The sequence below is a fragment of the Massilia sp. Se16.2.3 genome, assembly GCF_014171595.1.
Lineage (GTDB): Bacteria > Pseudomonadota > Gammaproteobacteria > Burkholderiales > Burkholderiaceae_D > Telluria.
The window spans coordinates 4,712,486-4,735,931 of record NZ_CP050451.1 but is presented as its reverse complement, the minus strand read 5'-3'; the positions used below and the strand labels follow the sequence as shown (position 1 = coordinate 4,735,931).

Sequence of the window (23,446 nt, the reverse complement as noted above, 5' to 3'; positions counted from 1 at the left end):
GCGGTGGGCACGGGGCGCCCACCCTACGAACCAAGGCGAATCGAACATGCGCGGTGGGCACGGGGCGCCCACCCTACGCGTGCCAACTTTCGTAGGGTGGGCGCCCTGTGCCCACGCGGGACATGCCGCAACGCTCGGCGTTTCGTTCGCCCTGACCGAAACGGCGCCTGAAGGGCTTATTCCCCCGCCTCCTTCAGCCTGAACAGGTTCTTCTCCCCCGGCCTGACATCCACCTCGACCGCCTCGCCCCCCACCGACAGGTGCCCCACATTCTCGCGCCATTCGATCGCCGGATGGCCGTTCTTCGGCAGTGCCGCGCTGTCGACCAGCAAAACCTTGCCTCCAAAGCGCTGCGCCAGCGCCTGGACCTGCTTGCGCGCGGAGGCGAAGCCGTCGAAGGTGGCGGGAGCACGCCGCAGCAGGCTACGCAAGCCCGTGGGTTCGGCCAGGGGTTTCAGGTCGCCTTCGGAGAACAGCACGATGGCATCGACCTTGTCTCGCCGCGCGAGCGTGAACAGGCGGTTCAGCCAGAAGCGCGTGGCCACCTGCCGGTCTTCGTACTCGCTGTTGCGACCCGCTGCGGCCAGGTAGTGGTTGTTATTCGCCGGCAGGTTGACGGTGGCATACATCACCCGGTCCACCGTCCAGTGGGCATTCTCGGCATAGCTGCGAAAGCGCGGGCTGGTCGACAGGCGCGTGAGCGGGAGCTTCTTCGCGCCGAGCGACTCCGGCTCGCCGTGGAACAGCTCGCGCATGCGGTTCAGGCGTTCGGCCGCGTTGGTGCGGCCCGCCGTGTTGCGGCATTCGGTCCAGTCGCTCCCCGCCGGCAGCACGATGACGGGACGCCTCGCGCGCTCGAGCAGTTCGCGCCGTTCCCGGTACAGCTTGTCGCCGCAGGGTTCCTGCACGCCCTTGATGCCGGTGACGACGACAAAGGCGAGCGAGCTGTCGTTGGTGTCGGCCAGGGCCTTCTTGAAGCGGGTGTCGCCGGGCACGGCGAAACTGTGGCCAATGATGCCGAAGCGGTGCGCGGCGCCGTCAGGCCGCGCCTTGCGGGCGTCAAGGCGGGCGCCGTGGCGGGCCAGTTCGTGCTTCTTGTCCGGTACCCCGTCCCTTGCGACGGCAGACGACGCGCACGCCGCCACGCACAGCGCGGCGGCCAGCAGGGCGGCGACGCGCGGGCGCCCCATCAGGCGGTGCCGCTCACGGCGCAACTGTCGGCAGCGAGACGCTTCAGTTCATACAGGCGCGCGAGGGGCTTCGCGCGGCGTCAGCGCATCCGGGTCGAGTTCGGCCAGGGCGTCGAGCAGCGCGGGCGCAAGCTGGGGCTCCGGCGCAGCGGCAGCAGCCGCGGCATCGGCGTCCTCAGGCTCGTCGCAGGGCAGCGCGAACAGATCGAGCTGCGGTGTGCTGCCCACCGCCTGCGATTCCAGCCGCGCCAGGTGCTTGCGCGCAGCCTTGATGACGCCCGGCGGCACGCCGGCAAGTTGCGCCACCTGCAGGCCGTAGCTCTGCGACGCGGGGCCTTCCTGCACCGCGTGCAGGAAGACGATGCTGTCCTTGTGCTCGACCGCCGACAGGTGCACGTTGGCCGCGCTCGGGTGGGTCTCGGGAAGCTGGGTCAGCTCGAAATAGTGGGTGGCGAACAGGGTAAAACTGCGGCTGCTGTCGATCAGGTGGCGCGCAATCGCCCAGGCCAGCGCCAGGCCATCAAACGTGGACGTGCCGCGCCCGACTTCGTCCATCAGGACCAGCGAGTGCTCGGTGGCGCCGTTCAGGATCGCGGCCGATTCGGTCATCTCCACCATGAAGGTCGAGCGCCCGCCGGCCAGGTCGTCGTTGGCGCCGATGCGGGTGAAGATGCGGTCGATCGGGCCGATGGTGGCGCTGGTCGCCGGCACGTAGCTGCCCACATAGGCCAGCAGGACGATCAGCGCGGTCTGGCGCATGAAGGTCGATTTACCGCCCATGTTCGGGCCGGTGATCAACAGCAGGCGCCGGTCGTTCGAGAGCTTGCAGTCGTTGGCGATGAAGCGCTCGATCTGGCGCTCCACCACCGGGTGGCGGCCCTCGACGATGCTCAGGCAGGGCGCGTCGACCAGGGCAGGGGCGCACCAGTTGTGGGCCAGCGCGTGGTTGGTGAGTGCCACCAGCGCGTCGATCTGCGCCAGGCCGGCGGCCACGCTTTGTAACTCGCCGATGTGCGGTGCCAGGCAGGCCAGCAGCTCGTCGTAGAGCTGCTTCTCGCGCACCAGCGCCTTGTCCTGCGCCGACAGCGCCTTGTCCTCGAAGGCCTTGAGTTCCGGCGTGATGTAGCGCTCGCAGTTCTTCAGGGTCTGGCGGCGGCGGTAGTCATCCGGCACCTTGTCGGCCTGGCCGTTGGTGACCTCGATGTAGAAGCCGTGCACGCGGTTGTATTCCACGCGCAGGTTGGCAATCCCGGTGCGGGCGCGCTCGCGCGTTTCCAGGTCGACCAGGAACTGGCCGGCGTTTTCCGACAGCGCGCGCAGTTCGTCCAGCTCGGCATCGAACCCGGGTGCGAACACGCCGCCGTCGCGCACCATCGCGGCCGGTTCAAGGGCCACCGCACGCGCCAGCAAATCCGCGCAGGCCGTCGGCGTCTGGATGGCGTCGTGCAGTGCGCGCAGCAGGCAGGAGTCGCCGGGGATGAAGCAGCGCGCCACTTGCTCGCGCAGTGCCGGCAGCTGCTTGAGGCCATCGCGCAGGCTGGCCAGGTCGCGCGGACGCACGCTCAGGAGGGCGATGCGCGTGGTGATGCGTTCGATATCGGGCACCTCGCCCAGCGTCCCGGACAAGCCCGCACCCGCGTCCGCCTGGGCCAGTGCGGCGATGGCTTCATGGCGCGAACGGGCGACCGCCTGGTCGCGCCGTGCATGGTGCAGCCAGTGGCGCAGCAGGCGCGAACCCATCGCCGTCTTGCAGCCGTCCAGCAGCGAGAACAGCGTGGGCGACTCCTGGCCGCGGATGGTCTCGGTCAGTTCCAGGTTGCGGCGGGTGGCGGCGTCCAGGCCGATGAATTCGTTTTCGCTTTCGACCGAAAGACTGTTCACGTGCTGCAGGCCGCGCCCTTGCGTCGCCTGGGCATAGCGCAGCAGCGCACCGGCCGCGCCAAACGCGGCACCGAGTCCCTCGGCGCCGAAGCCGGTGAGGGTGGCCACGTTCAGCTGGTCGAGGAGGGCCTTGTGGCCCTTGACGACATCGAAATGCCAGTCGGGCACGCGCTGGGTGTGTGCAATCGGATCGTCGTCGAAGAATCCGCCATGCGCCCCATCGTCGGCGCGCAGGATCTCGGCCGGGGCGATGCGTTCCAGTTCCTGGGCCAGCCGCGTGTCGACGGTTTTCGCGTCGCCGGAAAATTCCATCAGGCGCAGCGCGCCGCTGGCCAGCGACAGCCAGGCCAGGCCGACCGTGACGTTCTTGCGCGCGGGCAGAGAGTACAAAGCCAGCAGCGGGCGCTCGGCCTTTTCCGGCAGCAGGTCGGAATCTGTCAGGGTGCCGGGCGTGACCACGCGCACTACCTTGCGCTCGACCGGACCCTTGGACGTTGCGGGGTCGCCGATCTGCTCGCAAATCGCACAGGATTCGCCCAGTTTCACGAGTTTGGCCAGGTAGCCGTCCAGCGAGTGGAAAGGCACGCCGCACATCTTGATCGGATTGCCGTTCGACGCGCCGCGCGCGGTCAGGGTAATGCCGAGGATGCGCGCGGCCTTTTCGGCGTCGTCGTGGAATAGCTCGTAGAAGTCGCCCATGCGGTAGAACACCAGCATGGTGGGGTAGTCGGCCTTGATGCGCAGATATTGCTGCATCATGGGCGTGTGCTTCTCCGACGCTGCTTTTGCCGCGGCGGCGTTGATTTCGGTAGGGACGGTGGTCATGTCGATCGGGTTCTGGGAGGCCGGGCGGCGGCGCCGGGCCAGGACCGACATTCTACAACCATCGGCTGGGCTGGAGATGGCGAAGTGATAGCGCCGGGGCGGCGAGCGCACCCGGCAGCCGGTGTCCGCTATCGCGGCTGGTGGCACACCGCTTCGATATTGTTGCCCTCCGGGTCGATCACGAAGGCGCCGTAGTAATGAGGGTGGTAGTCCGGGCGCAGGCCGGGTGCGCCGTTGTCCTTGCCGCCGGCAGCAATGGCCGCCTCGTAGAAGGCATCGACCTGCGCGCGGCTGGCGGCACGCCAGGCCAGGTGGCAGCCGGTCGTGGCCGCGGGACCACCGTAGGGCGAGGGGCCATCGACAAACCAGACATCGGTCTTCTTGCCGTCGGGCTCAAGCGCGTCGGGACGCGCAAAGCCCAGTACGTTCATGCCGTAGTTGCCCTCGGCATGCAGGCTGTAGCCCAGTGGCGCGAGCGCCGCGCTGTAAAAGGCCTTGGTGCGGCCGATATCGGTCACGCGAAACGTCATGTGGTCGAGCATGTGATCCTCCCTGGATGGATGTGTCGTGCGGATAGAGCGCACAACTGTATATCCATCCAGTAAAGGTGGCAAGATCAACAATGCATTTTATGCAAGACGGGTGGCAGTGGGGCCGACATCAGATGAAATCGTCGAAGCCGCTCGGCGTCACCGCGTCCGATGCGCGCATCTTCGACACCGTGAGCACTCGCCTGATCAGGGATTCGGGAACCTCGGCTTCCTCGAGGTAGTCGCGCGCGAAGTCGGCGCCGTGGGCATTCTTGAGCATGAGGCCGACATCGACAAGGTGTTCGCGGTGCAGGTCGTTGCGTCGTTCGAGCTGGATGTGTCGCATGGTGCTTCCCCCAAGTGTGTTGAAAATGGTGCGGGCCCCAGCTCAGGGCCCTTTGTCCTTTAACTGCGCAGCAGCTTCATGATCGTCTCCAGCCGGTAGGGCTTGGGCGTGAACAGGTATTGGCGCTTGCGGTCGGCCAGCAGGGCCGGCAGCGTGTAGCCGGAAGTGAGCACCACTTTAATGCGCGGATACATATCGCTCACGGCGTCGGCCAGCTGCAGCCCCGTCATGCCAGGCATCATCACGTCGGAGAAGATGGCGTCGATGTCGTCGTGTTGCCCGAGCAGGTCCAGCGCGTCCCTGGCCGAGTTGGCGACCATGACCTCCAGCCCCTCGCTGCTGAGCAAGGCCTCGGCTAGGTTGGCCAGGTCTTCCTCGTCGTCGACCACCATCACCTTGCGGACCAGGCTGCCGGACTGGGCGTGTTCGTTCTCTCGCTCGCCATGCGCGGGCATGGCGCGTGGCTTCGTCATGCTGGAAAAAGACCAGTCGACATTCAGTGTAGCCTGCATTGCAATTTTCCCGATCGATTGCATACCAACCCGCCTTTCCTGTTCGGGTACGGAACAGGCTTCAGTATGAAGCAAACGGTGAATCCGCAGCGAACGATTGCCCGCGCGGTCGCTCGCCCATCCAAGCCGGTCTTTTTGCCGGTCCGAAACCGTTCCAAAAGGAACGGCACGAAAATAAAATAGGGAGCTGGTCTTGATTTATCGCTGAACGACGTAACCCAAGTAGCATGGCAACTCAACGAAAAACGATCCTGGTGATCCATTCATCGGACCACACCCCCGCCGACATCCGCAGTTTGCTGGGGAGCATGGGCCACATCGCCGTGACCGTCACCCGGCAAGCGGCGCTGAAGTTGCTCGGCACAGTGCGTTTTGACGTCATCTTCACCGCCATGTCCGGCAGCGCGGAGGGCGAGGCGAGCGGCTATGTGCAGAAGCTGCGGGCGCTGGCGCCGGGCGCCGCTATTGTCGGCATCGAGCCCCCCGGCGCTCCGGCCGCCAACGAAGCGTGGCAGGCGCAATGCGACGCGACGGTGGCCGAGCCGCTGTCCACGTCCAAGATCCAGTGGGTACTCGACTTCGACCTGCGCTACTTCGGAAGCTGACGAGTGGGGGCATGCGTACGGGATAATGTGTTAATTATGTTCATAACTTTTCCCTGTGCGATGGCGGATCGTTTAGACTTGCGTATCCTTTTCCTCGATGGCTACGATGTACGATTCCACTAACGCGCCCAGCACGCCCACCCACCCCGGGGTCGTGCGCAGCAACCTCGATTTTCCGGTAGTCGGCATCGGTGCCTCCGCCGGCGGTCTGCCTGCACTGGTGCAGCTGTTCGAAAACATGCCAGCAGTAAACGACATGGCCTTCGTGGTGATCCTGCACCTCTCGCCCAGGCATCCGAGCTCGGCGGCGGCGATCCTGCAGCGTGCCACCCGCATGCCTGTCATTCAAGTCAGTTCGCGCGTCCACATCGAGCGTGGCCACGTGTACGTGATTGCTCCCAACCAGCAGATGTCGATGATGGACGGCTTGCTGGTGGTCGACCAGCTCGACCGGCCGCGCGGCAAGCATATCGCCATCGACATGTTCTTCCGTACCCTGGCCGAAGTGCACCGCGAGCGCGCGGTGGCGATCGTCTTGTCCGGTACCGGTGCCGATGGGGCGGTCGGCCTGGCGCGGGTCAAGGAGCAGGGCGGCGTCACGATCGTGCAGGCGCCGATTGACGCGGAACACGAAGGCATGCCGGCCGCGGCCATTCTCACCGGCGCCGTCGATTTCGTGCTGCCCGTAATCGAGATGCCGCAAAGGCTGATCGACCTGTGGAACAATGCCCGCAGCATCGAGCTGCCGCCGGTGGACGATGGCGACGCGCCGCTCGCGCTGACGACCAGCCCGGTCGATACCGCCGACGCCGAGCACGCCCTGCGCGACATCCTTGCCGGGCTGCTGAACAATACCGGCCACGATTTTCGCCATTACAAGCGCGCTACCGTGCTGCGCCGTGTCGAGCGCCGCATGCAGGTGCGCGGCATGCGCACACTGCCCGAATACCGTGACCTGCTCGCCTCCGACGCCGCCGAGCACAAGGCCCTGCTGGCCGACATGCTGATCGGCGTGACCAATTTCTTCCGCGACCGCGAGGCCTTCGAGGCGGTCGAGCGCGAGATCATTCCGGAACTGTTCAAGGACAAGGGCCCTAGCGACGAGGTGCGTGTCTGGACGGCGGCCTGCGCCACCGGCGAGGAAGCCTATTCGCTGGCGATGCTGCTGGCCGACCAGGCCGCGCAGTCCGACCATCCGCCGAGCTACCAGGTGTTCGCATCGGACATCGACGATCGCGCCATCGCCAGCGCGCGCTCGGGGTCCTTCTCCTCCGCGATCATTACCGACGTGGCGCCGGCGCGCCTGCGCCAGTACTTCACCAAGGAAGAAGACCGCTACCGCATCCGCAAGTCGCTGCGCGACCATATCCTGTTCGCTTCCCACAACCTGCTGCGCGATCCGCCGTTTTCCCGGCTCGACCTGATTTCCTGCCGCAACCTGCTGATCTACCTGAACCGCGAAGTCCAGACCCGCGTACTGCAGATCTTCCATTTCGCGCTGAAACCCGGGGGCTACCTCTTCCTCGGCAGTTCCGAGTCGGCCGAGTCGGTGTCCGAATATTTCGTTCCGGTAGACAAGAAGAACCGGATCTACCGCGCCCGCGGCGGCATGCGCACCGTGAGCTACCAGCCCTCGAGCTCGGCTGCGGCCGGTGCGCGCCCGGTCGAGACGGTCCGTTCCAAGACCACGGGCAAGCGCCAGTATTCCTATGCCGAGCTGCACCAGCGCGCGCTGGCCCAGTGCGCGCCGCCGTCGGCCATCGTCGACGCCGAAGGCAATATCGTGCACATGTCGGAGCAGGCGGGGCAGTTCCTGCGCCTTGCCGGCGGCGAGCCCTCGCGCAGCCTGCTGACCCTGGTGCTGCCGGAACTGCGCCTGGAACTGCGCTCGGCGATGTACCAGGCCTCGCAGAATGGCAACAACGTCGATTGCCGGCCGATCGAATTGCATGAGAAACCCGAGCTTGGCACCGTCGCCATGACGGTGCGGCCCTTCCGTGACGAGGAGGCCGACACCGACTTCCTGCTGGTGCTGTTCAAGCGCGCCGAACCGGCGGCCGAACGCACCGCCGTGTCGACCACGTATGGCAGCCACGACGTGGTGCTGTCCCAGCTCGAAGCGGAACTGCAGCGCAAGCGCGAGCAGTTGCAGGAAACGATAGAGAATTCGGAAATCTCGACCGAGGAATTGCGCGCATCGAACGAGGAACTGCAGGCAATTAACGAAGAGCTGCGTTCGGCCACCGAGGAGCTGGAAACGAGCAAGGAAGAGCTGCAATCGGTCAACGAGGAGCTTGTCACCGTCAACTATGAACTGAAGGTGAAGGTCGAAGAAACCGGCAAGGCCAACGACGACCTGAACAACCTGATCGCCTCCACCGACATCGCCACGATTTTCGTCGACAGCGGCCTGCGCATCAAGCGCTTCACGCCGCGCGCGGCCGACCTGTTCTCGATCATTTCCACCGACATCGGCCGCTCCCTGCTCGACCTGACGCACCGCCTCGACTACGACCGACTGGCCGAGGACGTCAGCGCCACCTTCGAGACGCTGCGCCTGGTCGAGCGCGAGGTGCGCAGCACCGAGGGGCGCTGCTATATCGTGCGCCTGCTGCCCTACCGTACCAACGAAGACCGCATCGAAGGCGCGGTGATGACCTTCTTCGACATCACGGCGCGGCGCCAGGCCGAGGAGCAGGCACGCGCCAGCGAGGCGCGCATGCGCATGGTTGCCGAGAGCACCGACGACTATGCCATCATCACCCTCGATGAGGAGGGACTCGTCACCAGCTGGAACAACGGCGCCACGCGCCTGTTCGGCTGGAACTTCCAGGAGATGGAGGGGCAAAGCACGGTGCGCCTGTTCGCGCCGGAAGACGTGGTCGCCGGCGTGCCGGTCGACGAATTGCGGCGCGCCCGCGCCGAGGGTCGCGCCGGGACGAGCGCTGGCACATGCGCAGGGACGGCAAGCGCGTCTACTGCAGCGGCGTGACGACACCGCTGCGCAATGGCGAATTCCATGGCTACGTGAAGATCGCGCGCGACGCCACGGCGCGCGAGTCGGAAGTGCAGAACGCGGTCGCCCTCAAGGACGAGTTCCTGTCGGTGATGTCGCACGAGCTGCGCCATCCGCTGAACATGATCAACATCAACGTCGAACTGCTGGCGCGCATGCCGGAGATCCGCAAGTCCCCGGTCTTCACGCGCGCCGCCAGCACGATCCGCAACGCGGTGATCAGCCAGGCGAAAATCATCGACGACCTGATGGACATGTCGCGGGTACGCACCGGCAAGCTGTCGCTGGCGATGGCCCCGGCGGCGCTGGGCCCGATGCTGCAGGGCATCGCCGAGGTCCAGCGTGCCGACCCGTCCACGCGCGACGTCAGCATCGACGTCGTCAACGATGCCGACGATGCCTATGTGCTGGCCGACATGGTGCGCATCGAACAGGTGATGATGAACCTGCTGAGCAACGCGGTGAAATTCACGCCGGCCGGCGGGCGCATCGAAGTGCGCATCGGGCGCGACGACGGGCACGCCCGCGTCGACGTGGTCGACAACGGCCAGGGCATCGCACCGACTTTCCTGCCGCACGTGTTCGACATGTATGGCCAGAGCACCTCGGTGACGACGCGCTCGAAGGGCGGCCTGGGTATCGGCCTGGCGCTGGTGCGCGAGATCGTGGCGCTGCACGGCGGACGGGTCGAGGCCTACTCCGAAGGCGTGGGCAAAGGTTCCCGTTTCAGCTTCTGGCTACCGCTGCTCGACGGCCGCGCGATTCCCCAGGACGAGTCCACAGGCGACATCCATGACACCATGGCCGGGCTGCGCATCCTGGCCGTCGACGACATGGAAGAGATGCTGATGGTCTTCAAGTCCCTGCTCGAGATGGGCGGCGCGACCGTGTTCGAAGCCACCGGCGCGCGCGAGGCGCTCGAGATTCTCGAACACGAACCGGTCGATCTCCTGATCTCGGATATCTCGATGCCGGAAATGGATGGCTACGAATTGCTGCGCCGCGTGCGCGAGGATCCGAAACTAGCGGCACTGCCGGCGATCGCCGTCAGCGGCATGCAGCGCGACATCGATATCGCCCAGGCGCGCAGTGCCGGCTTTTCGGCCCACCTCGGCAAACCGGTGTCGATCGACGGCTTGCACGCGATCATCCATGAACTGCTGCCGCGGCGCGTGGCCGGCGCCGGGCAGGACTGAACGCGGCAGGGCGTAGCGAAGACAAGGCGCGCCGGCCGTGCCTTGTCGATATGCTTTACAGGCGCCGCGCTGGCCTTTGCTGGCGGCTTGCCAAGCGCTTGATATCGCGCAGATTCCGAATGCGGCGCGAAACTTGCTTCATGGTTTATTCCAACAATAAGGAGAGCCCATGCGCCACGCTGCCCGACGTCTCGCCCCCGCCATCGCGACCTTCCTGTTTTGCGCCTCCGCTTCGGCCACCGTTATCGGCACCAACTCCCGATACGCGCTCGTCGATGGCAGTGAAGCGACCCGTCAGCTCCGGGTCAATGCGCGCGGCATTATTTCCGACCTGAACATCTACCTTGAATTTTCGAAATGCGACGACCCGCCGATCGGCGCGGACGGCAGCCGCTGCATCGGACGCGGCATTCCGTATGAGGACGAGTTCTCGTTCGCATTGATTGCGCCGGACGGCCGGCGCGTCGACCTGGTCCGTGCCTACGGTACCTACAACGAAGGTCCGGGCGGGCAGCGGCGCCGGCCGCGTTGGCGTGAGCTTCGACGATGAAGCGGCAAACCGCCCAGGTCCTCGCATCAGCGCCGGCGTGTTCCGGCCCGAGCAGGCGCTGTCGGCCTTCGACGGGATGGAAATGTACGGCAGCTGGACCCTGTACATGCAGGATTTCTTCCCGAGCGATCCGCTCGAATACTTCCGTGCCCGCGTGGCGATTACGCCCGACGCCAACGGCGCCGTCCAGGTGCCGGAGCCGGCGACGCTCGCGATGCTGGGCCCGGGCCTGTGCGGGATCGGCGCGGCACGGCGCAGGCGCGCGGCCGCGTAAATCGTCCATGGCGGCAGCCGGGCCAGGTGCTCAGCGCGACAGGATCAGCTTGGCGCCAAGCCCGATGAACACGGTGCCGGCAAGACGGTCGAGCCACTTGCCGGCACCTGGTTGACGCTCCAGCCAGGCCCCGATGGCGCCCGCGAAATAGCCGAGCAGGCCGAACAGGACCGCCGCCTGCACGGTGAAGGTCACGCCCAGCGCCAGCATCTGGCCCGGCACGTTGCCGTTGGCGGGCACCACGAACTGCGGCAGCAGCGACAGGAAGAACAGCACCACCTTCGGGTTGATGGCGTTCGCCAGCAGGCCCTTCATGAACAGCTTGCGCAGCGAGTGCGGGGCAACGTCCTTGCTGGCGGTAGCGCCGCCCTGGCTGCGCAGCGCGCCGATGCCGAGCCACACCAGATAGACGCCGCCGCCGATGCGCAGCGCGTCGAAGGCGGCCGGGTTGGCGGCAATCGCCGCGCTGACGCCGACCACGGCCAGCAGCGTGTGGCTCAGGCACCCCAGCGCGCATCCCAGTCCGAACACCATGCCGGGTCGGCGTCCCTTCGACATGCCCAGGCCGAGCACCATCAGGTTGTCCGGGCCGGGAGAGGCGGTGAGCAGGATGGCGGCGAGCAGGAAGGCGAGGAACTGGTCGGGTGCGAGCATGGTTTTCTTATTCGAATAATGATGCGGACGTAGGGTAGGCGGGTTCCCCGCCTACGCGTTCAACCACGGCAAGAAATTACCGGTACGGATATGCGAGCCGCTGTCGAACGCGTAGGCGGGAGACCCGCCTACCCTACGAATCATGCTTCCGCGACCCGCCTGGCGATATGCGCCAATGCGTCGTCCACCTGGTCGATCAGGATCAGGCACAGGTCGCCCGCGTTCAAGCGCGCGAGCGCGCGGTCGATCGCGACGAATTCTCCGTTGATCTCTTCGATGTGGGTGGTGCGGGTGGCGCCGGTCAGACCCTGGCGCAGCAGGGCGACGACTTCGCCGTCCGGGCGGCCGCGCTGGCACTGGTCCTGGTAGAGCAGCACGTCATCGAAGGACTTGCCGAGGATCTCGGTCTGCTGGGTGATGTCCTGGTCACGGCGGTCGCCGGCGCCGCTGATCACGACCAGACGGCGCTTGGCAGGCATGTTCTCCACCGCCGACACCAGGGCCGCGATCGCGTCCGGATTGTGGCCGTAGTCGGCAATCAGGGTGGCGCCCCGATAATCGAACACATTGAAGCGGCCGGGCGCGTTGTCGCTTTCGCCGACGAAGGTTTTGAGGCCGAGGCGGATCTTGTCCCAGTCCAGGCCGACGGCCCAGGCCGCGGCCACCGAGGCCATCACGTTCTCGACCTGGAACCCGATCACGCCGCCGCGGGTGATCGGCACTTCCGCCAGGGCGATCCTCGTCTCCTGCCTGCCCCGGGCGCAGACCAGGAAGCCATTGTCGACGAAGACCACGCGCCGGCCCTGGGCACGGTGCATGGCGATGAGCGGCAGGCCGCCATCCTGGGCGAAGAAAGTGACGTCGCCCCGGGTGTAATCCGCCATTTCGGCAACGATCGGATCGGCCGCGTTCAGCACCGCCATGCCGCCTTCGACGACGTTCTGGACAATCACGCGCTTCAGCACCGCCAGGTCTTCCAGCGTGGTGATGTAGTTCAGGCCGAGGTGGTCGCCGGCGCCGATATTGGTCACCACCGCCACCTGGCAGCGGTCGAAGGCCAGGCCTTCGCGCAGCAGGCCGCCGCCGCGCGCGGTCTCGAACACGGCCGCGTCCACGTCCGGGTGCAGCAGCACGTTGCGCGCGCTGCGCGGGCCGCTGCAGTCGCCGCTGTCGATGCGGCGGCCTTCGATGTAGACGCCATCGGTGTTGGTCATGCCGGTGCGCAGGCCGGAAGCCGTCAACAGGTGGGCGATCAGGCGCACCGTGGTCGTCTTGCCGTTGGTGCCGGTGACGGCGACTACCGGGATACGGCCGTCGTCGCCGTCCTTGAACATCATGTCGACGATGGCCGAGCCGATGTCGCGGCTCTTGCCGAACGAAGGCGACAGGTGCATGCGCAGGCCCGGCGCGGCGTTCACTTCGACGATGCCGCCGTGCTGGTCCTCGATGGGTTTCAGGACGCTGTCGCAGACGAGGTCGACGCCGCAGATGTCCAGGCCCACCATGTGCGCCGCAGCGATTGCGCGCGCCGCCACTTCCGGATGGACGTCGTCGGTGACGTCGGTGGCCGAGCCGCCGGTCGACAGGTTGGCGTTGTTGCGCAGGATGACGCGGCGGCCCTTCTCGGGCACGGAGTCGGCCTGCAGGCCCTGTTTGCTCAAGCTGGCCAGGGCGATGTCGTCGAAGCGGATCTTGGTCAGCGAGGTCGAGTGGCCGTTGCCGCGGCGCGGGTCCAGGTTCACCTGTTCGACCAGCTGGCGCACCGTGTGCACCCCGTCGCCCACCACGTTCGGCGGATCGCGGCGCGCGGCGGCCACCAGCTTGTCGCCGATGACGAGCAGGCGGTAGTCGTGGCCCGGCAGGTAGCGTTCGACCAGGATATCGTCGCGGAACTCGGACGCCGAATGGAAGGCGGCCGTGATCTGCTCTTTCGTCATGATGTTGACGGTGACGCCCTTGCCCCGGTTGCCGTCCTTCGGCTTGACCACGACCGGCAGGCCGATCTCCCGGGCCACGGCCCAGGCGTCGTCGGGGTCGACGGCGGTACGGCCCAGCGGCACGGGCACGCCGGCGGCGTCCAGCAGGCGCTTGGTCAATTCCTTGTCCCGGGCGATGGTTTCGGCAATCGCGCCGGTGGCGTCGATCTCGGCGGCCTGGATGCGGCGCTGCTTGCTGCCCCAGCCGAACATCACGAGGCTGCCTTCGGTCAGGCGGCGGTAGGGAATGCCGCGCTCGACGGCGGCCTGCACGATCGAACCGGTGGACGGGCCGAGGCGCACGTCTTCGTCGAGGTCGCGCAACTGGACCAGCGCGGCCTGCAGGTCGAAAGGCGCATCGTTGCGCGCGGCGTCGATGAGTTGCCGGGCCAGTTCGAGCGCCAGGCGCCCGACTGCTTCCTCGCTGTATTCGACCACGACCTGGTAGATGCCGCTGTCGACGGTGGCGGTGGTGCGGCTGAAGGTGACGGGGCAGCCGGCTTCGGCCTGCAGGGCCAGGGCGACGATTTCCAGTACTTCCGCCAGCGGCACCGGGTCGAGGGTGTCCTCTTCATGGCCCTGCGGCTGCAGGTCGCCGAGCTGGGGAAAGCGCGAACGCAGGCGCGTCTCGAAGCCGGGCAGGGCGGCAATCGATTCCTCGTCCGGGGTGCAGGCGACGATGGCCTCGACCGAGGTGTGGTGGCTCCAGAGGTTAGGGCCGCGCAGGGCCCTTACGCGAGATACTTCCATAAACCTGTATTCCTTTATGAGGGCCGCCCCGTCCGTGGAAGCGGCGGCGCCGATATCCCGGCGGACCGGGACAATGTGTGCACTGGTGTCCCGGCCGGCGGGGACACATGTTTAATAATTCGTTTTCTTGGGCGTGGCGTCGAAGGCGCGCAGGCCGCCGCAGATCAGGTCGTGCGGCAGGCCCAGCGCCCAGGCGCCGGCGGTGGCGGCCAGCACGCTGGCGGGATGCTTGACGGTGGCGGGCTTGATCTTGCCGAGGTCGAGGAGCGAGGTTTCGATCTCGCCTTCGGCCAGCACGATGTGGTTGTTGCGGGCAAAGACCACGCGTTCGCCGCGCGCACGGTGCTCGCGCATGACCGCGAGCTGCTCGTCCATCGCGTAGAAGATCACGCGTCCGTCCGAGAATTCGGCCAGCTTCACCACTTCCGGATCGGCCGCGTTCAGCACCGCGCTGCCGTCGCCCAGGATGACGTCGACCTGGCTGCGGATGACGTTCGCCAGCGCCTCGCTGTCGCGGATATGGAATTCGGCGACGTCCTCCAGGCCTCCCATGTCGGTGACGATGCCCACCGCGCAGCGGTCGTAGGGCAGGCCCTCGGCCAGGATGCTGCGCGCATTCGATTCGAACACGGCCGCTTCCATGTTGCGGTTGATGAGAAGGCGCTCGCCCGCGGCAAAGCCGGTGCAGTCGCCCTTGTGCACCTGGCGGCCGTCGAGGTACAGGCCTTCGCCATTGGCCACGCCCGCATGCTTGCCGCCGGCATTCAGGAGGCAGCCGATCAGGCGCGCGATCAGGCTGGCGCCGAGCTTGCCGGTGACGCCGACGATCGGGATGCGGCCATTCTCGCCATCGCCGAACAGGTGGTCGACGATCGCACGGCCGACGTTGCGCGGCTCGCCCGAAGCCGGCTTGATGTGGGCCAGCAGGCCTGGGCTGGAATTGACTTCGATGATGGCGCCGCGCTGTTCCGACAGGGGGCGCGAGATGTCTTCGCACACGAGGTCGATGCCGGCGATATCGAGGCCCACCACGCGCGCGGCCAGGCTTGCTGCGTGCGCGACTTCCGGGTGGATGCGGTCGGTGACATCATCGGCGACGTTGCCGTTCACCTGGATCAGTACCTTCTGGCCGTCCTGCGGAATCGATTCGGGCGTGAGGCCCTGGCGCCGCAGGTCGAGCAGGATCTCGCTGTCCTGCACGTTCACGCGCCCCAGCGGATGCTCTTCGCTCTCGCCGCGGCGCGGGTCGGTGTTGATCTGCGAAGCGACGAGATCGGTCACGCTGGCCTTGCCGTCGCCCGTCACCCACAGCGACTCGCCCTTGGCGGCGGCCACGACCTGGCGGCCGACCACCAGCAGGCGGTGTTCGTTACCGGGGATGAAGCGCTCGACCAGCACGGCAGTGCTGTCGCCCGCTTCCGAGGCGATGGCATAGGCCGTCCGTACTTCCCCTTCCGTCATGAGGTTCAGCGTCACGCCGCGGCCGTGGTTGCCGTCGACGGGTTTCAGCACCACCGGCAAGCCGATGTCCTGCGCTTCTTCCCGGGCGGCGTCGGCGCTGCGCACCGGGGCGCCTTCCGGCACCGGCACGCCGCATGACGCGAGCAGTTCCTTGGTCAGGTCCTTGTCGCTGGCGATCGATTCGCCGATGGCGCTGGTGCGGTCGGTCTCGGCGGTCCAGATGCGGCGCTGCGCGGCGCCATGGCCCAGCTGCACCAGGTTGCCTTCGGTCAGGCGGATGGAAGGGATGCGGCGGTCGGTGGCGGCGTCGACGATGTGGGCGGTGGACGGGCCCGTGGCAGTAGCGGTCGACCAGCTCGGTCAGCTGCGCCACGGTGGCGGCCATGTCAAAGGCTTCGTCGTTGATCGCGGCCATCAGGAGGCGGTGGCCGGCTTCGAGGGCCGCGCGGCCGACGACCGCGTCGCGCGTACGGAAAGCCATCTTGTAGACGGCGTGCTCGCCGGTCGAACGGGTCTTGCCGAAGCCGGTCTTCATGCCGGCCATGTTCTGCAGTTCGAGCACGACGTGCTCGAGGATGTGGCCGGCCCAGGTGCCGCCTTCGAGGCGTTCGATGAAGCCGCCGCGCTCGCCGACGCCGCAACGGTGCTCGACCAGACCCGGCAATAGGGCGGTCAGGCGCTCGTTAAAGCCCGGCAATTTATTCGAGGGGAAGTCTTCCAGTTCGCCGATGTCGATCCAGGCCTCGATCACGGGACGGTAGGTCCAGATGTTCGGGCCGCGCAGGTGCGCTACACGGAGGAACTTGATGTCTTTCTTCTTTGTCATGTAATGATGTCTTGCCGCCAAGGTCTGGTGCACCATGATGGCGTTGCCTATGTTTGCCTGCCTGTGCGCTACCGCACCCACGCGCATACCTACCGCGCATCGGCGTAATTATGCAGCGCACATTGTTATATACTTGCCGGACCGAAGCTTACAGCGCCGTGCCGATTTCTGCCAAATGGCGCTTCCGCACCTGCCGCGCTTCGCCGGGCGGGTCGCCTGGCGCGTCGCGTAGCGCGTCGCATAGCGTGCACCACATCGGACTTTTTCCTCTCGTACATGTAAACCGCTGAGCCGGTTTCCGCGTTACCCCTGTATCCAGAACACGCCCGTCACGGGCAGCCTCAACATAATGACGACTCAACAACTTGTTTCTCCGACATCATTGGCGGCCGCCGCCGGTTTCTTGCCCGACGCCTGGCAGGATGATGTTCGGAAACAGCTTGCACCAGGGGAAAACGCGCTGACCGGCGTGGAGGTTGACCTCGACGCAAAATTACGTTTCATCAAGGGTGTGGTGGTGGTAACAAGCCGCCGCCTGCTGTCGCGCGCGCCCGGCGAAACCGCCTGGCGCGCCTGGCCGATCATTCCTGGTCTGCAGTTGCGCCACCACGACCATGCCGGCGTCGGTCACCTCGAACTGGTGGACGCGGGCGGCCTGCTGGCCAGCTGGCGCTTCACCCTCGGCCAGAACCTGCACGCGATCCGCGTGGTCGACGCTTTTGCCGACCAGGTGAAGTCCGCCGAGACGGGCCTGCCGGTGCTACCGCCCGAGCAGCACACCTGCCCGAGCTGCAAGGCGCCCTTGGAACCCGACCAGGAAGACTGCCCAATCTGCACCAAGGTGCTGCATACGCCGCCGTCCACCTGGACGCTCTTGCGCCTGTGGCGCTTTGCCGTGCCCTACCAGGGCCAGCTGCTGCTCGGCTTCCTGCTGATGCTGGCCAGTACCGCCGCGCACATGATCCCGCCCTACCTGACGATGCCGCTGATGGACAATGTCCTGATTCCTTACCAGAACGGGCAGAAGATCGACAACGATTTGGTCTACCTGTACATGGGCGGCCTGCTGGCCTCGGCCGTGCTGGCCTGGGCGCTCGGCTGGGGCAAGACCTATGTGCTGGCGCTGGTATCCGAGCGCATGGGCGCCGACCTGCGCTCGACCACCTACGAACACCTGCTCAAGCTGTCGCTGGAATTTTTCGGCGGCAAGCGCACCGGCGACCTGATGAGCCGCATCGGCAGCGGGTCGGACCGTATCTGCGTGTTCCTGTCGCTGCACCTGCTCGACTTCCTGTCGGACGTCCTGATGATCATCATGACGGGCGTGATCCTGTTTTCCATCAATCCCTGGTTGGCCTTCATCACCCTGGTGCCGCTGCCCTTCATCGCCTGGATGATCCACGTCGTGCGCGATAAACTCCGCACCGGCTTCGAGAAGATCGACCGCGTCTGGGGCGAGGTCACCAACGTGCTGGCCGATACCATCCCCGGCATCCGCGTGGTGAAAGCCTTTGCCCAGGAAAAGCGCGAAGCCGTACGCTTCCGCGAGGCGAACAAGCACAACCTGGCGGTGAACGATAAATTGAACAAGGTGTGGTCGCTGTTCTCGCCGACGGTGTCCTTCCTCACCGAACTCGGGCTGCTGGTGATCTGGTGCTTCGGCATCTGGCAGGTCTCGCGCGGCGAGATCACGGTCGGTACCCTGTCGGCATTCATCGCCTATTCGGGCCGTTTTTATGTTCGCCTCGATTCGATGAGCCGCATCGTCTCGGTCACGCAAAAATCGGCCTCGGCGGCCAAGCGCATCTTCGACATCCTCGATCACGTCTCGAGCGTGCCGGACCCGGTCAACCCGGTGCAGGTGCCGAAAGTCGAGGGCAATATCGAGCTGCGCGAAGTCGGTTTCCGCTACGGCAACCGGGCCGTCAACCGCGGCATTTCGCTCAATATCCGCGCCGGCGAGATGGTCGGACTGGTCGGCCACAGCGGTTCCGGCAAGAGCACGCTGGTGAATTTGATCTGCCGCTTCTACGACGTGGCCGAAGGCGCGATTTTGCTCGATGGCGTCGATATCCGCTCGTTCGCCGTGGCCGACTATCGCCGCAACATCGGCCTGGTGCTGCAGGAACCCTTCCTGTTCTTCGGCACGATTGCCGAGAACATCGCCTACGGTAAGCCAGGCGCGACGCGCGAGGAAATCATCGCCGCGGCCAGGGCCGCCCACGCCCACGAATTCATCCTGCGCCTGCCGCAGGGCTACGATTCGATGGTGGGCGAGCGCGGCCAGGGCCTGTCGGGCGGCGAGCGCCAGCGCATCTCGATTGCGCGCGCCCTCCTGATCGACCCGCCGATCCTGATCATGGACGAAGCGACGTCCTCGGTGGACTCGGAAACCGAGAAGGAAATCCAGAAGGCGCTCGACAACCTGGTGCAGGGCCGCACCACGATTGCGATTGCCCACCGTCTGTCCACGCTGCACCGGGCCGACCGCCTGGTCGTGCTGGACCGCGGCGTGGTCGTGGAAGAGGGCAGCCACGACGAACTGATGGCGCGCGAAGGCGCCTACCACCGCCTGTACGAAGCACAGGCACGCAACGTCGACCAGGACATGGACGACGACGCCGACAAGGACGACTGACATGAGCACGACTTTTCAACTGCGCCGCGACAATTTCGGCAAACTGGTGCTTACGGGCGAGGATGGAATCGAGCATGTCGGCGTGATTCCCGTGCGCGCTTTCCCGATCCAGGCGCCCACGCGCGGCATCTCGCTGGTGCGCGACGGCGGCAAGGAAGTGGCCTGGATCGACGACCTGGCCAGCGCGCCGGACACGATCCGCGCCCTGGTGACGGAGGAGCTGGAAGGGCGCGAGTTCATCCCCGAAATCGCCCACATCGCCAGCGTGTCGAGCTTCGCCACGCCCTGCACCTGGACTGTGAAAACGGACCGTGGCGACACCGAATTCGTACTCAAGGTGGACGAGGACATCCGCCGCGTGGGCGAGGCCTCGCTGCTCATTTCCGACAGCCACGGGATCAACTTCCTGGTGCGGGACATGTTCAGGATCGATAAGCACAGCAGGAAGATCCTGGACCGGTTCTTGTAACGGGCTGGCGGCGAAGTCCAGGGTAGAACCGTAGGGTGGGCTCTCGAGCCCACGCGGGGTCCAGCTTGCACATTGCATCTTCCATGACACCGAGGACGCGCGCGCTGCGACATGCAGTGCATTTTCAGCTGTACGACCGCTGTACCGCGTGGGCTCAAGAGCCCACCCTACGGAAGACCGACCTTCGAGCGTTTCCTCTAAAGCATGCCCCTTTTTGGCCCATCCACGCAATTCGGTGCTAATGTCGTTAACACGTTAACGATATGGAGGCTGCGATGCCCGAATCCATCACCATCCCCTCGGCCAATGGCGAGCTCGCGGCAAGCCTTTGGCCCGTCGCCAACCCGCAAGGGATCGTCCTGATCCACCCGGCCACCGCCGTCACCCAAGCCTTCTACGAGCACTTCGCGCGCTACCTGTCAAACCTCGGCTTTGCCGTGCTGACCTACGATTACCGCGGCACCGGCCGCTCGCGCGGCGCACGCCTGCAGATTGAAACCGTCACGATGACCGGCTGGATGACGGGCGACGTCCCGGCCGTGACGCGCTGGGCCGCGGCGCGCTGGCCGAATGTGCCGCTGCTGGCCGTCGGCCACAGCGTCGGCGGCCATGCGCTGCTGCTGACCGGGGCCGACACGCCTGTGCGCGCCGCGGTGCTGGTTGCCTGCCATGCCGGCATCACGCGCACCATCCGCGGCCGCGCCGAGCGCATGCGGGTGTGGCTGGTGATGCGCGTGCTCGCGCCCCTGCTGTGCCGCGTCTTTGGCTACATGCCGGGCGCGCGGATCGGCCTGGGCGAAGACCTGCCGCGCGGGGTGATGCTCGAATGGAGCCGCTGGACCACCTTGCCGCGCTATTTCTACGACGATCCCACGCTCGATGCGGCGCGCCGGACGGCCGCCTTGCGCACGCCGCTGCTGGCGCTCGGCTTCGACGACGATCCCCGGGCCAATCCGCATGCGATGGACATCCTGCTGGCCGGCGCCAGCGCCGCCCCGATCGCGCGCCGCCAGATCGCGCCGCGTGACGCCGGGTTACCCGGCATCGGCCACATGGGCTTTTTTCCGCAAGCGTTCGCAGGCGCTTTGGCCTGAGGTCGGCCAATGGCTGCTGGCGCAGGCCGGCGCAGCACCCGGGGTGGCAGCGACCCAGGCGGCCGGGCAGGGGCAGGCATGACGGCGGCCGTAAAACCGCCGCGTTTCGTCTTCCTGCTCAACCGCGCGCAGCGGGCGGTGGCGCGCTGGATCGAGCGGCGTCCGCAAGCCTGGGAGGGCATCAGCTCGGCGCAGGTGGGTTTGCTGTTCCTGCTGGACAAGCGCGACGACGCCTCGGTCGGCGAGATCGCCGCGGCGCTGGAGGTGGCGCCGGCGGCCGTGACGAACCTGTCGAAGCGGATGCAGGCGGCCGCGCTGGTCGAGCGTGTCGGCGACGCCCAGGATGGCCGCCTGACGCGCCTGCGCCTGTCAAAGGATGGGCGGCAGGCCAGTGCGCGGGCGCACGAGGTGCTCGACGCGCTCAATGCGCGCCTGCTGGACGGCTTTTCGGCGGACGAGACGGCCGTCGTTGCGCGCTGGCTGAACCATGTGGCGCTGGTGCTGTCCGAGCAGGAGGACCTGGGCTGAGGAGCCGACGCAAGTGGTACACACGGCAGCCGTGCTCCGCTTGAAGCGCCGCGTCGCCGCGTTTATGCTCTTCTTACCAACCCGATTTCGAACGGAGGCGTTCATGCTATTGCAAGGTGGCTGTTACTGCGGCGCGGTGCGCTATGTCGTCGAGGGCGAACTCTTCCACCAAACCCTGTGCCATTGCAGCGACTGCCGGCGCATCGCCGGGGCGCCGGCCGTGGCCTGGTTCAGCGCGCGCATGGACGCGCTGCGCTTCTCACAGGGCAATCCCGCCACCTTCCGCTCGAGCGAGCACGTACTGCGCGGCTTTTGCGCAAGGTGCGGCACCACGCTGACTTTCCAGGACGACCGCTATCCCGAGGAAATCGACGTCGCCACGGCCAGCCTGGACGATCCCGAAGCCGCGCCGCCGCAAGACCATACTTTCACCAAGGACCGCCTGGGCTGGATGCGTATCGAAGACGGCCTGCCTGCCTACCCGCGCACGCGCAGCGAAGGCGGCGCCGAAGCGGATCCTTCGATTTGATCCCATGGAACTCGACCATGCCATCGTGCCGGCGCGCGACCGCGTCGCCGCGGCCCGGCAGCTTGCGCATTTGCTGGGCGTGCCCTGGGAAGAGAGCGCATTCGGCGTCTTCTCGCCGGTCTACATCAACGCCGGCCTGACGCTCGATTTTATCCAGACGAGCGAACCCTTTCCCGTCGAGCATTTCTGCTTTCGCGTCAGCGACGACGAGTTCGATGCCATCTTCAAGCGCATCGTGGAAGCGGGCATTTCCTACCGCAGCCATGTGCGCGGCCCGGTCAACCAGCAGGTCAATACCGATTACGGCGGACGCGGGATCTATTGGAACCTTCCCGAAGGGCACCAATGGGAACTCCTGACTGTCAGTTATGCGCGACAGATGAATAAAAACTTTTCGTAGCGAAAAATATTGCGCAATGACATACTCTCGTTGGCAACTTTGTGCCAGGGCGCCCAGCACTTGTCCCACCATTTTTCCATTGCGAGCCATACATGAACTTTATCGAAGCAGTTTCGCTGTGTTTCAAGAAATACGCCACCTTTGACGGTACCGCTTCGCGTTCCGAATACTGGTGGTTCTTCCTGTTCGTCATCGTCGGCAACTTCGTGCTGGGCCAGATGAGCAGTTTCCTGTCCTTTGCCTTCGCCATCGCCACCCTGGTACCGTCGATCGCCGTCGCTTGCCGCCGCCTGCACGATACCGACCGCAGCGGCTGGATGCAGCTGATCTGGCTGATTCCACTGGTCGGCTGGATCATCCTGATCGTCTTCCTGGCCCAGGAAAGCCGTCCGAACCGCTACGGCGTGCCAGCCGGCGCGGTCGTCTGAGGGCAACCGAACACCCGCATCGGAACCAACGGCGCCCACGGCGCCGTTTTTCTTTGGTCCAAGCTTTCATCCCCGCTTCCCGTCCTGCGTGAGGGCCCGCACGGACGGTACGCCAGCCCTCATCTACAGTCGGTCCATTGCCTCGAGGAGAGACCATGGATTCGATCAACAAGAACCAGCCTGAAGAGAACCGCCGCGACCTGCGCGGCATGGACGCCATCGCCCGCATCCGCGCCATGGCGCAAGCGGCCAAGACCTGCTTTTTCGCCACCCGCGGCGGCGGGGGCCCCAGCCGCGGCGTGCGGCCGATGAGCGTACTGCAGGCCGACGAGGCCGGCCACCTGTGGTTCATGAGTGCCGCCGATAGCTACAAGAACGCCGAGCTCGCGGACGACAGCGAGGTCAAGCTCTACTTCCAGGTCGGGACGCACTCCGGCTTCCTGGAACTCGACGGGGTTGCCAGGGTGTCGCGCGACCCCGCCAAGATCGACGAGCTCTGGGATTTGACCCTGAAAACCTGGTTCACCGAAGGCAAGGACGATCCGCGCATCACCCTCATCGACGTCACGCCACGCGCCGGCTACTACTGGGATACGAAGCACGGCGAGGCCGTCGCCGGCGCCAGGATGCTCGTCGGCGCCGCCATCGGGCGCACGCTCGACGATTCGATCGAGGGCCGCCTGCTGCCGTAAGTTCGCGCCGTTTCCCCACCGGCGCGCCCCATTTCCCCGGCACGGTTAGAATCGGCTGCATTGAAAGCAGACAGGG

Annotated in this window: 19 protein-coding genes and 2 pseudogenes; 13 read left to right on the top strand and 8 right to left on the bottom strand. The window is 66.1% G+C overall.

The features are described from left to right. Window positions 1-176: 176 nt before the first annotated feature. From G4G31_RS21635 to G4G31_RS21615, 5 genes and pseudogenes are all read right to left on the bottom strand, one after another. Entirely contained in the window at window positions 177-1,190 is a 1,014-nt protein-coding gene (locus G4G31_RS21635; protein WP_182989333.1) for a hypothetical protein, read from the bottom strand. Beyond that, window positions 1,190-3,896: pseudogene (gene mutS / locus G4G31_RS21630) on the bottom strand (DNA mismatch repair protein MutS). Before mutS ends, G4G31_RS21635 begins: the two are co-directional and overlap by 1 nt. Before the next feature lie 128 nt (window positions 3,897-4,024). After that, window positions 4,025-4,438 (bottom strand): VOC family protein, encoded by a 414-nt coding sequence (locus G4G31_RS21625; RefSeq protein WP_182989332.1) that lies wholly within the window; start codon window positions 4,436-4,438, stop codon window positions 4,025-4,027. A gap of 118 nt (window positions 4,439-4,556) precedes the next feature. Continuing rightward, window positions 4,557-4,772 (bottom strand): hypothetical protein, encoded by a 216-nt coding sequence (locus tag G4G31_RS21620; RefSeq protein WP_182989331.1) that lies wholly within the window; start codon window positions 4,770-4,772, stop codon window positions 4,557-4,559. 59 nt (window positions 4,773-4,831) lie between these two features. Further along, the gene (locus tag G4G31_RS21615; protein ID WP_229425178.1) at window positions 4,832-5,284 is read right to left on the bottom strand and encodes a response regulator; all 453 of its coding nucleotides are present in this window, start codon (window positions 5,282-5,284) and stop codon (window positions 4,832-4,834) included. Between the two features lie 227 nt (window positions 5,285-5,511). Between G4G31_RS21615 and G4G31_RS21610 the strand changes: the two genes are divergently transcribed. The 5 genes from G4G31_RS21610 to G4G31_RS21595 all read left to right on the top strand — a co-directional run bounded on the left by G4G31_RS21610 (window position 5,512) and on the right by G4G31_RS21595 (window position 10,925). Further along, the gene (locus G4G31_RS21610) at window positions 5,512-5,889 is read left to right on the top strand and encodes a hypothetical protein (RefSeq protein WP_182989330.1); all 378 of its coding nucleotides are present in this window, start codon (window positions 5,512-5,514) and stop codon (window positions 5,887-5,889) included. A gap of 106 nt (window positions 5,890-5,995) precedes the next feature. After that, a complete protein-coding gene (locus G4G31_RS21605; RefSeq protein WP_308621831.1) occupies window positions 5,996-8,881 on the top strand; it encodes a CheR family methyltransferase in 2,886 nt (961 codons plus the stop codon). Then, entirely contained in the window at window positions 8,842-10,101 is a 1,260-nt protein-coding gene (locus G4G31_RS28705; RefSeq protein WP_308621829.1) for a hybrid sensor histidine kinase/response regulator, read from the top strand. The genes G4G31_RS21605 and G4G31_RS28705 overlap by 40 nt, the downstream gene beginning before the upstream one ends. 169 nt (window positions 10,102-10,270) lie before the next feature. After that, the gene (locus G4G31_RS21600) at window positions 10,271-10,651 is read left to right on the top strand and encodes a hypothetical protein (protein ID WP_182989329.1); all 381 of its coding nucleotides are present in this window, start codon (window positions 10,271-10,273) and stop codon (window positions 10,649-10,651) included. Continuing rightward, complete coding sequence (locus tag G4G31_RS21595; RefSeq protein WP_202033669.1) at window positions 10,635-10,925, top strand: PEP-CTERM sorting domain-containing protein; 291 nt, start codon at window positions 10,635-10,637, stop codon at window positions 10,923-10,925. The genes G4G31_RS21600 and G4G31_RS21595 overlap by 17 nt, the downstream gene beginning before the upstream one ends. A gap of 30 nt (window positions 10,926-10,955) precedes the next feature. On the opposite strand, the gene G4G31_RS21590 is transcribed toward G4G31_RS21595, so the two are convergent. The 3 genes and pseudogenes from G4G31_RS21590 to cphA (G4G31_RS21580) all read right to left on the bottom strand — a co-directional run bounded on the left by G4G31_RS21590 (window position 10,956) and on the right by cphA (G4G31_RS21580) (window position 16,592). After that, window positions 10,956-11,579, bottom strand: a complete 624-nt coding sequence (locus G4G31_RS21590) for a LysE family translocator (protein ID WP_182989328.1) — start codon at window positions 11,577-11,579, stop codon at window positions 10,956-10,958. 140 nt (window positions 11,580-11,719) lie between these two features. After that, window positions 11,720-14,305 (bottom strand): cyanophycin synthetase, encoded by a 2,586-nt coding sequence (cphA, locus tag G4G31_RS21585; RefSeq protein WP_182989327.1) that lies wholly within the window; start codon window positions 14,303-14,305, stop codon window positions 11,720-11,722. Window positions 14,306-14,416: 111 nt separating this feature from the next. Beyond that, window positions 14,417-16,592 (bottom strand): annotated as a pseudogene (gene cphA, locus G4G31_RS21580) (cyanophycin synthetase). A gap of 349 nt (window positions 16,593-16,941) precedes the next feature. Between cphA (G4G31_RS21580) and G4G31_RS21575 the strand changes: the two are divergent. The 8 genes from G4G31_RS21575 (at window position 16,942) to G4G31_RS21540 (ending at window position 23,370) form a co-directional block, all read left to right on the top strand. After that, on the top strand, window positions 16,942-19,230 hold the full coding sequence (locus G4G31_RS21575; protein ID WP_182989326.1) for an ABC transporter ATP-binding protein: 2,289 nt from the start codon (window positions 16,942-16,944) through the stop codon (window positions 19,228-19,230). Window position 19,231: 1 nt separating this feature from the next. After that, window positions 19,232-19,699, top strand: a complete 468-nt coding sequence (locus tag G4G31_RS21570) for a DUF1854 domain-containing protein (RefSeq protein ID WP_182989325.1) — start codon at window positions 19,232-19,234, stop codon at window positions 19,697-19,699. Window positions 19,700-19,974: 275 nt separating this feature from the next. Beyond that, the gene (locus G4G31_RS21565; RefSeq protein ID WP_229425177.1) at window positions 19,975-20,793 is read left to right on the top strand and encodes an alpha/beta fold hydrolase; all 819 of its coding nucleotides are present in this window, start codon (window positions 19,975-19,977) and stop codon (window positions 20,791-20,793) included. Window positions 20,794-20,871: 78 nt separating this feature from the next. Further along, window positions 20,872-21,321 carry a MarR family winged helix-turn-helix transcriptional regulator gene (locus G4G31_RS21560; protein WP_182989324.1) on the top strand — a complete coding sequence of 150 codons (450 nt, stop codon included), beginning with the start codon at window positions 20,872-20,874 and terminating at the stop codon, window positions 21,319-21,321. Between the two features lie 103 nt (window positions 21,322-21,424). Continuing rightward, window positions 21,425-21,850, top strand: coding sequence for a GFA family protein (locus G4G31_RS21555; RefSeq protein ID WP_182989323.1), 426 nt, complete (start codon window positions 21,425-21,427; stop codon window positions 21,848-21,850). Between the two features lie 4 nt (window positions 21,851-21,854). Continuing rightward, window positions 21,855-22,250 carry a VOC family protein gene (locus tag G4G31_RS21550; protein WP_182989322.1) on the top strand — a complete coding sequence of 132 codons (396 nt, stop codon included), beginning with the start codon at window positions 21,855-21,857 and terminating at the stop codon, window positions 22,248-22,250. Between the two features lie 92 nt (window positions 22,251-22,342). Next, on the top strand, window positions 22,343-22,678 hold the full coding sequence (locus G4G31_RS21545; RefSeq protein WP_182989321.1) for a DUF805 domain-containing protein: 336 nt from the start codon (window positions 22,343-22,345) through the stop codon (window positions 22,676-22,678). A 155-nt stretch (window positions 22,679-22,833) separates the two neighbouring features. After that, window positions 22,834-23,370, top strand: coding sequence for a pyridoxamine 5'-phosphate oxidase family protein (locus G4G31_RS21540; RefSeq protein ID WP_182989320.1), 537 nt, complete (start codon window positions 22,834-22,836; stop codon window positions 23,368-23,370). Window positions 23,371-23,446 lie beyond the last annotated feature (76 nt).

Excerpts from the sequence above, each read along its gene's own strand:
- G4G31_RS21635 (WP_182989333.1), bottom strand. The coding sequence starts at position 1,190 with ATGGGGCGCCCGCGCGTCGCCGCCCTGCTGGCCGCCGCGCTGTGCGTG.
- G4G31_RS21625 (WP_182989332.1), bottom strand. The coding sequence starts at position 4,438 with ATGCTCGACCACATGACGTTTCGCGTGACCGATATCGGCCGCACCAAG.
- G4G31_RS21620 (WP_182989331.1), bottom strand. The coding sequence starts at position 4,772 with ATGCGACACATCCAGCTCGAACGACGCAACGACCTGCACCGCGAACAC.
- G4G31_RS21615 (WP_229425178.1), bottom strand. The coding sequence starts at position 5,284 with ATGCAGGCTACACTGAATGTCGACTGGTCTTTTTCCAGCATGACGAAG.
- G4G31_RS21610 (WP_182989330.1), top strand. The coding sequence starts at position 5,512 with ATGGCAACTCAACGAAAAACGATCCTGGTGATCCATTCATCGGACCAC.
- G4G31_RS21605 (WP_308621831.1), top strand. The coding sequence starts at position 5,996 with ATGTACGATTCCACTAACGCGCCCAGCACGCCCACCCACCCCGGGGTC.
- G4G31_RS28705 (WP_308621829.1), top strand. The coding sequence starts at position 8,842 with ATGCGCAGGGACGGCAAGCGCGTCTACTGCAGCGGCGTGACGACACCG.
- G4G31_RS21600 (WP_182989329.1), top strand. The coding sequence starts at position 10,271 with ATGCGCCACGCTGCCCGACGTCTCGCCCCCGCCATCGCGACCTTCCTG.
- G4G31_RS21590 (WP_182989328.1), bottom strand. The coding sequence starts at position 11,579 with ATGCTCGCACCCGACCAGTTCCTCGCCTTCCTGCTCGCCGCCATCCTG.
- cphA (WP_182989327.1), bottom strand. The coding sequence starts at position 14,305 with ATGGAAGTATCTCGCGTAAGGGCCCTGCGCGGCCCTAACCTCTGGAGC.
- G4G31_RS21575 (WP_182989326.1), top strand. The coding sequence starts at position 16,942 with ATGACGACTCAACAACTTGTTTCTCCGACATCATTGGCGGCCGCCGCC.
- G4G31_RS21570 (WP_182989325.1), top strand. The coding sequence starts at position 19,232 with ATGAGCACGACTTTTCAACTGCGCCGCGACAATTTCGGCAAACTGGTG.
- G4G31_RS21565 (WP_229425177.1), top strand. The coding sequence starts at position 19,975 with ATGCCCGAATCCATCACCATCCCCTCGGCCAATGGCGAGCTCGCGGCA.
- G4G31_RS21560 (WP_182989324.1), top strand. The coding sequence starts at position 20,872 with ATGACGGCGGCCGTAAAACCGCCGCGTTTCGTCTTCCTGCTCAACCGC.
- G4G31_RS21555 (WP_182989323.1), top strand. The coding sequence starts at position 21,425 with ATGCTATTGCAAGGTGGCTGTTACTGCGGCGCGGTGCGCTATGTCGTC.
- G4G31_RS21550 (WP_182989322.1), top strand. The coding sequence starts at position 21,855 with ATGGAACTCGACCATGCCATCGTGCCGGCGCGCGACCGCGTCGCCGCG.
- G4G31_RS21545 (WP_182989321.1), top strand. The coding sequence starts at position 22,343 with ATGAACTTTATCGAAGCAGTTTCGCTGTGTTTCAAGAAATACGCCACC.
- G4G31_RS21540 (WP_182989320.1), top strand. The coding sequence starts at position 22,834 with ATGGATTCGATCAACAAGAACCAGCCTGAAGAGAACCGCCGCGACCTG.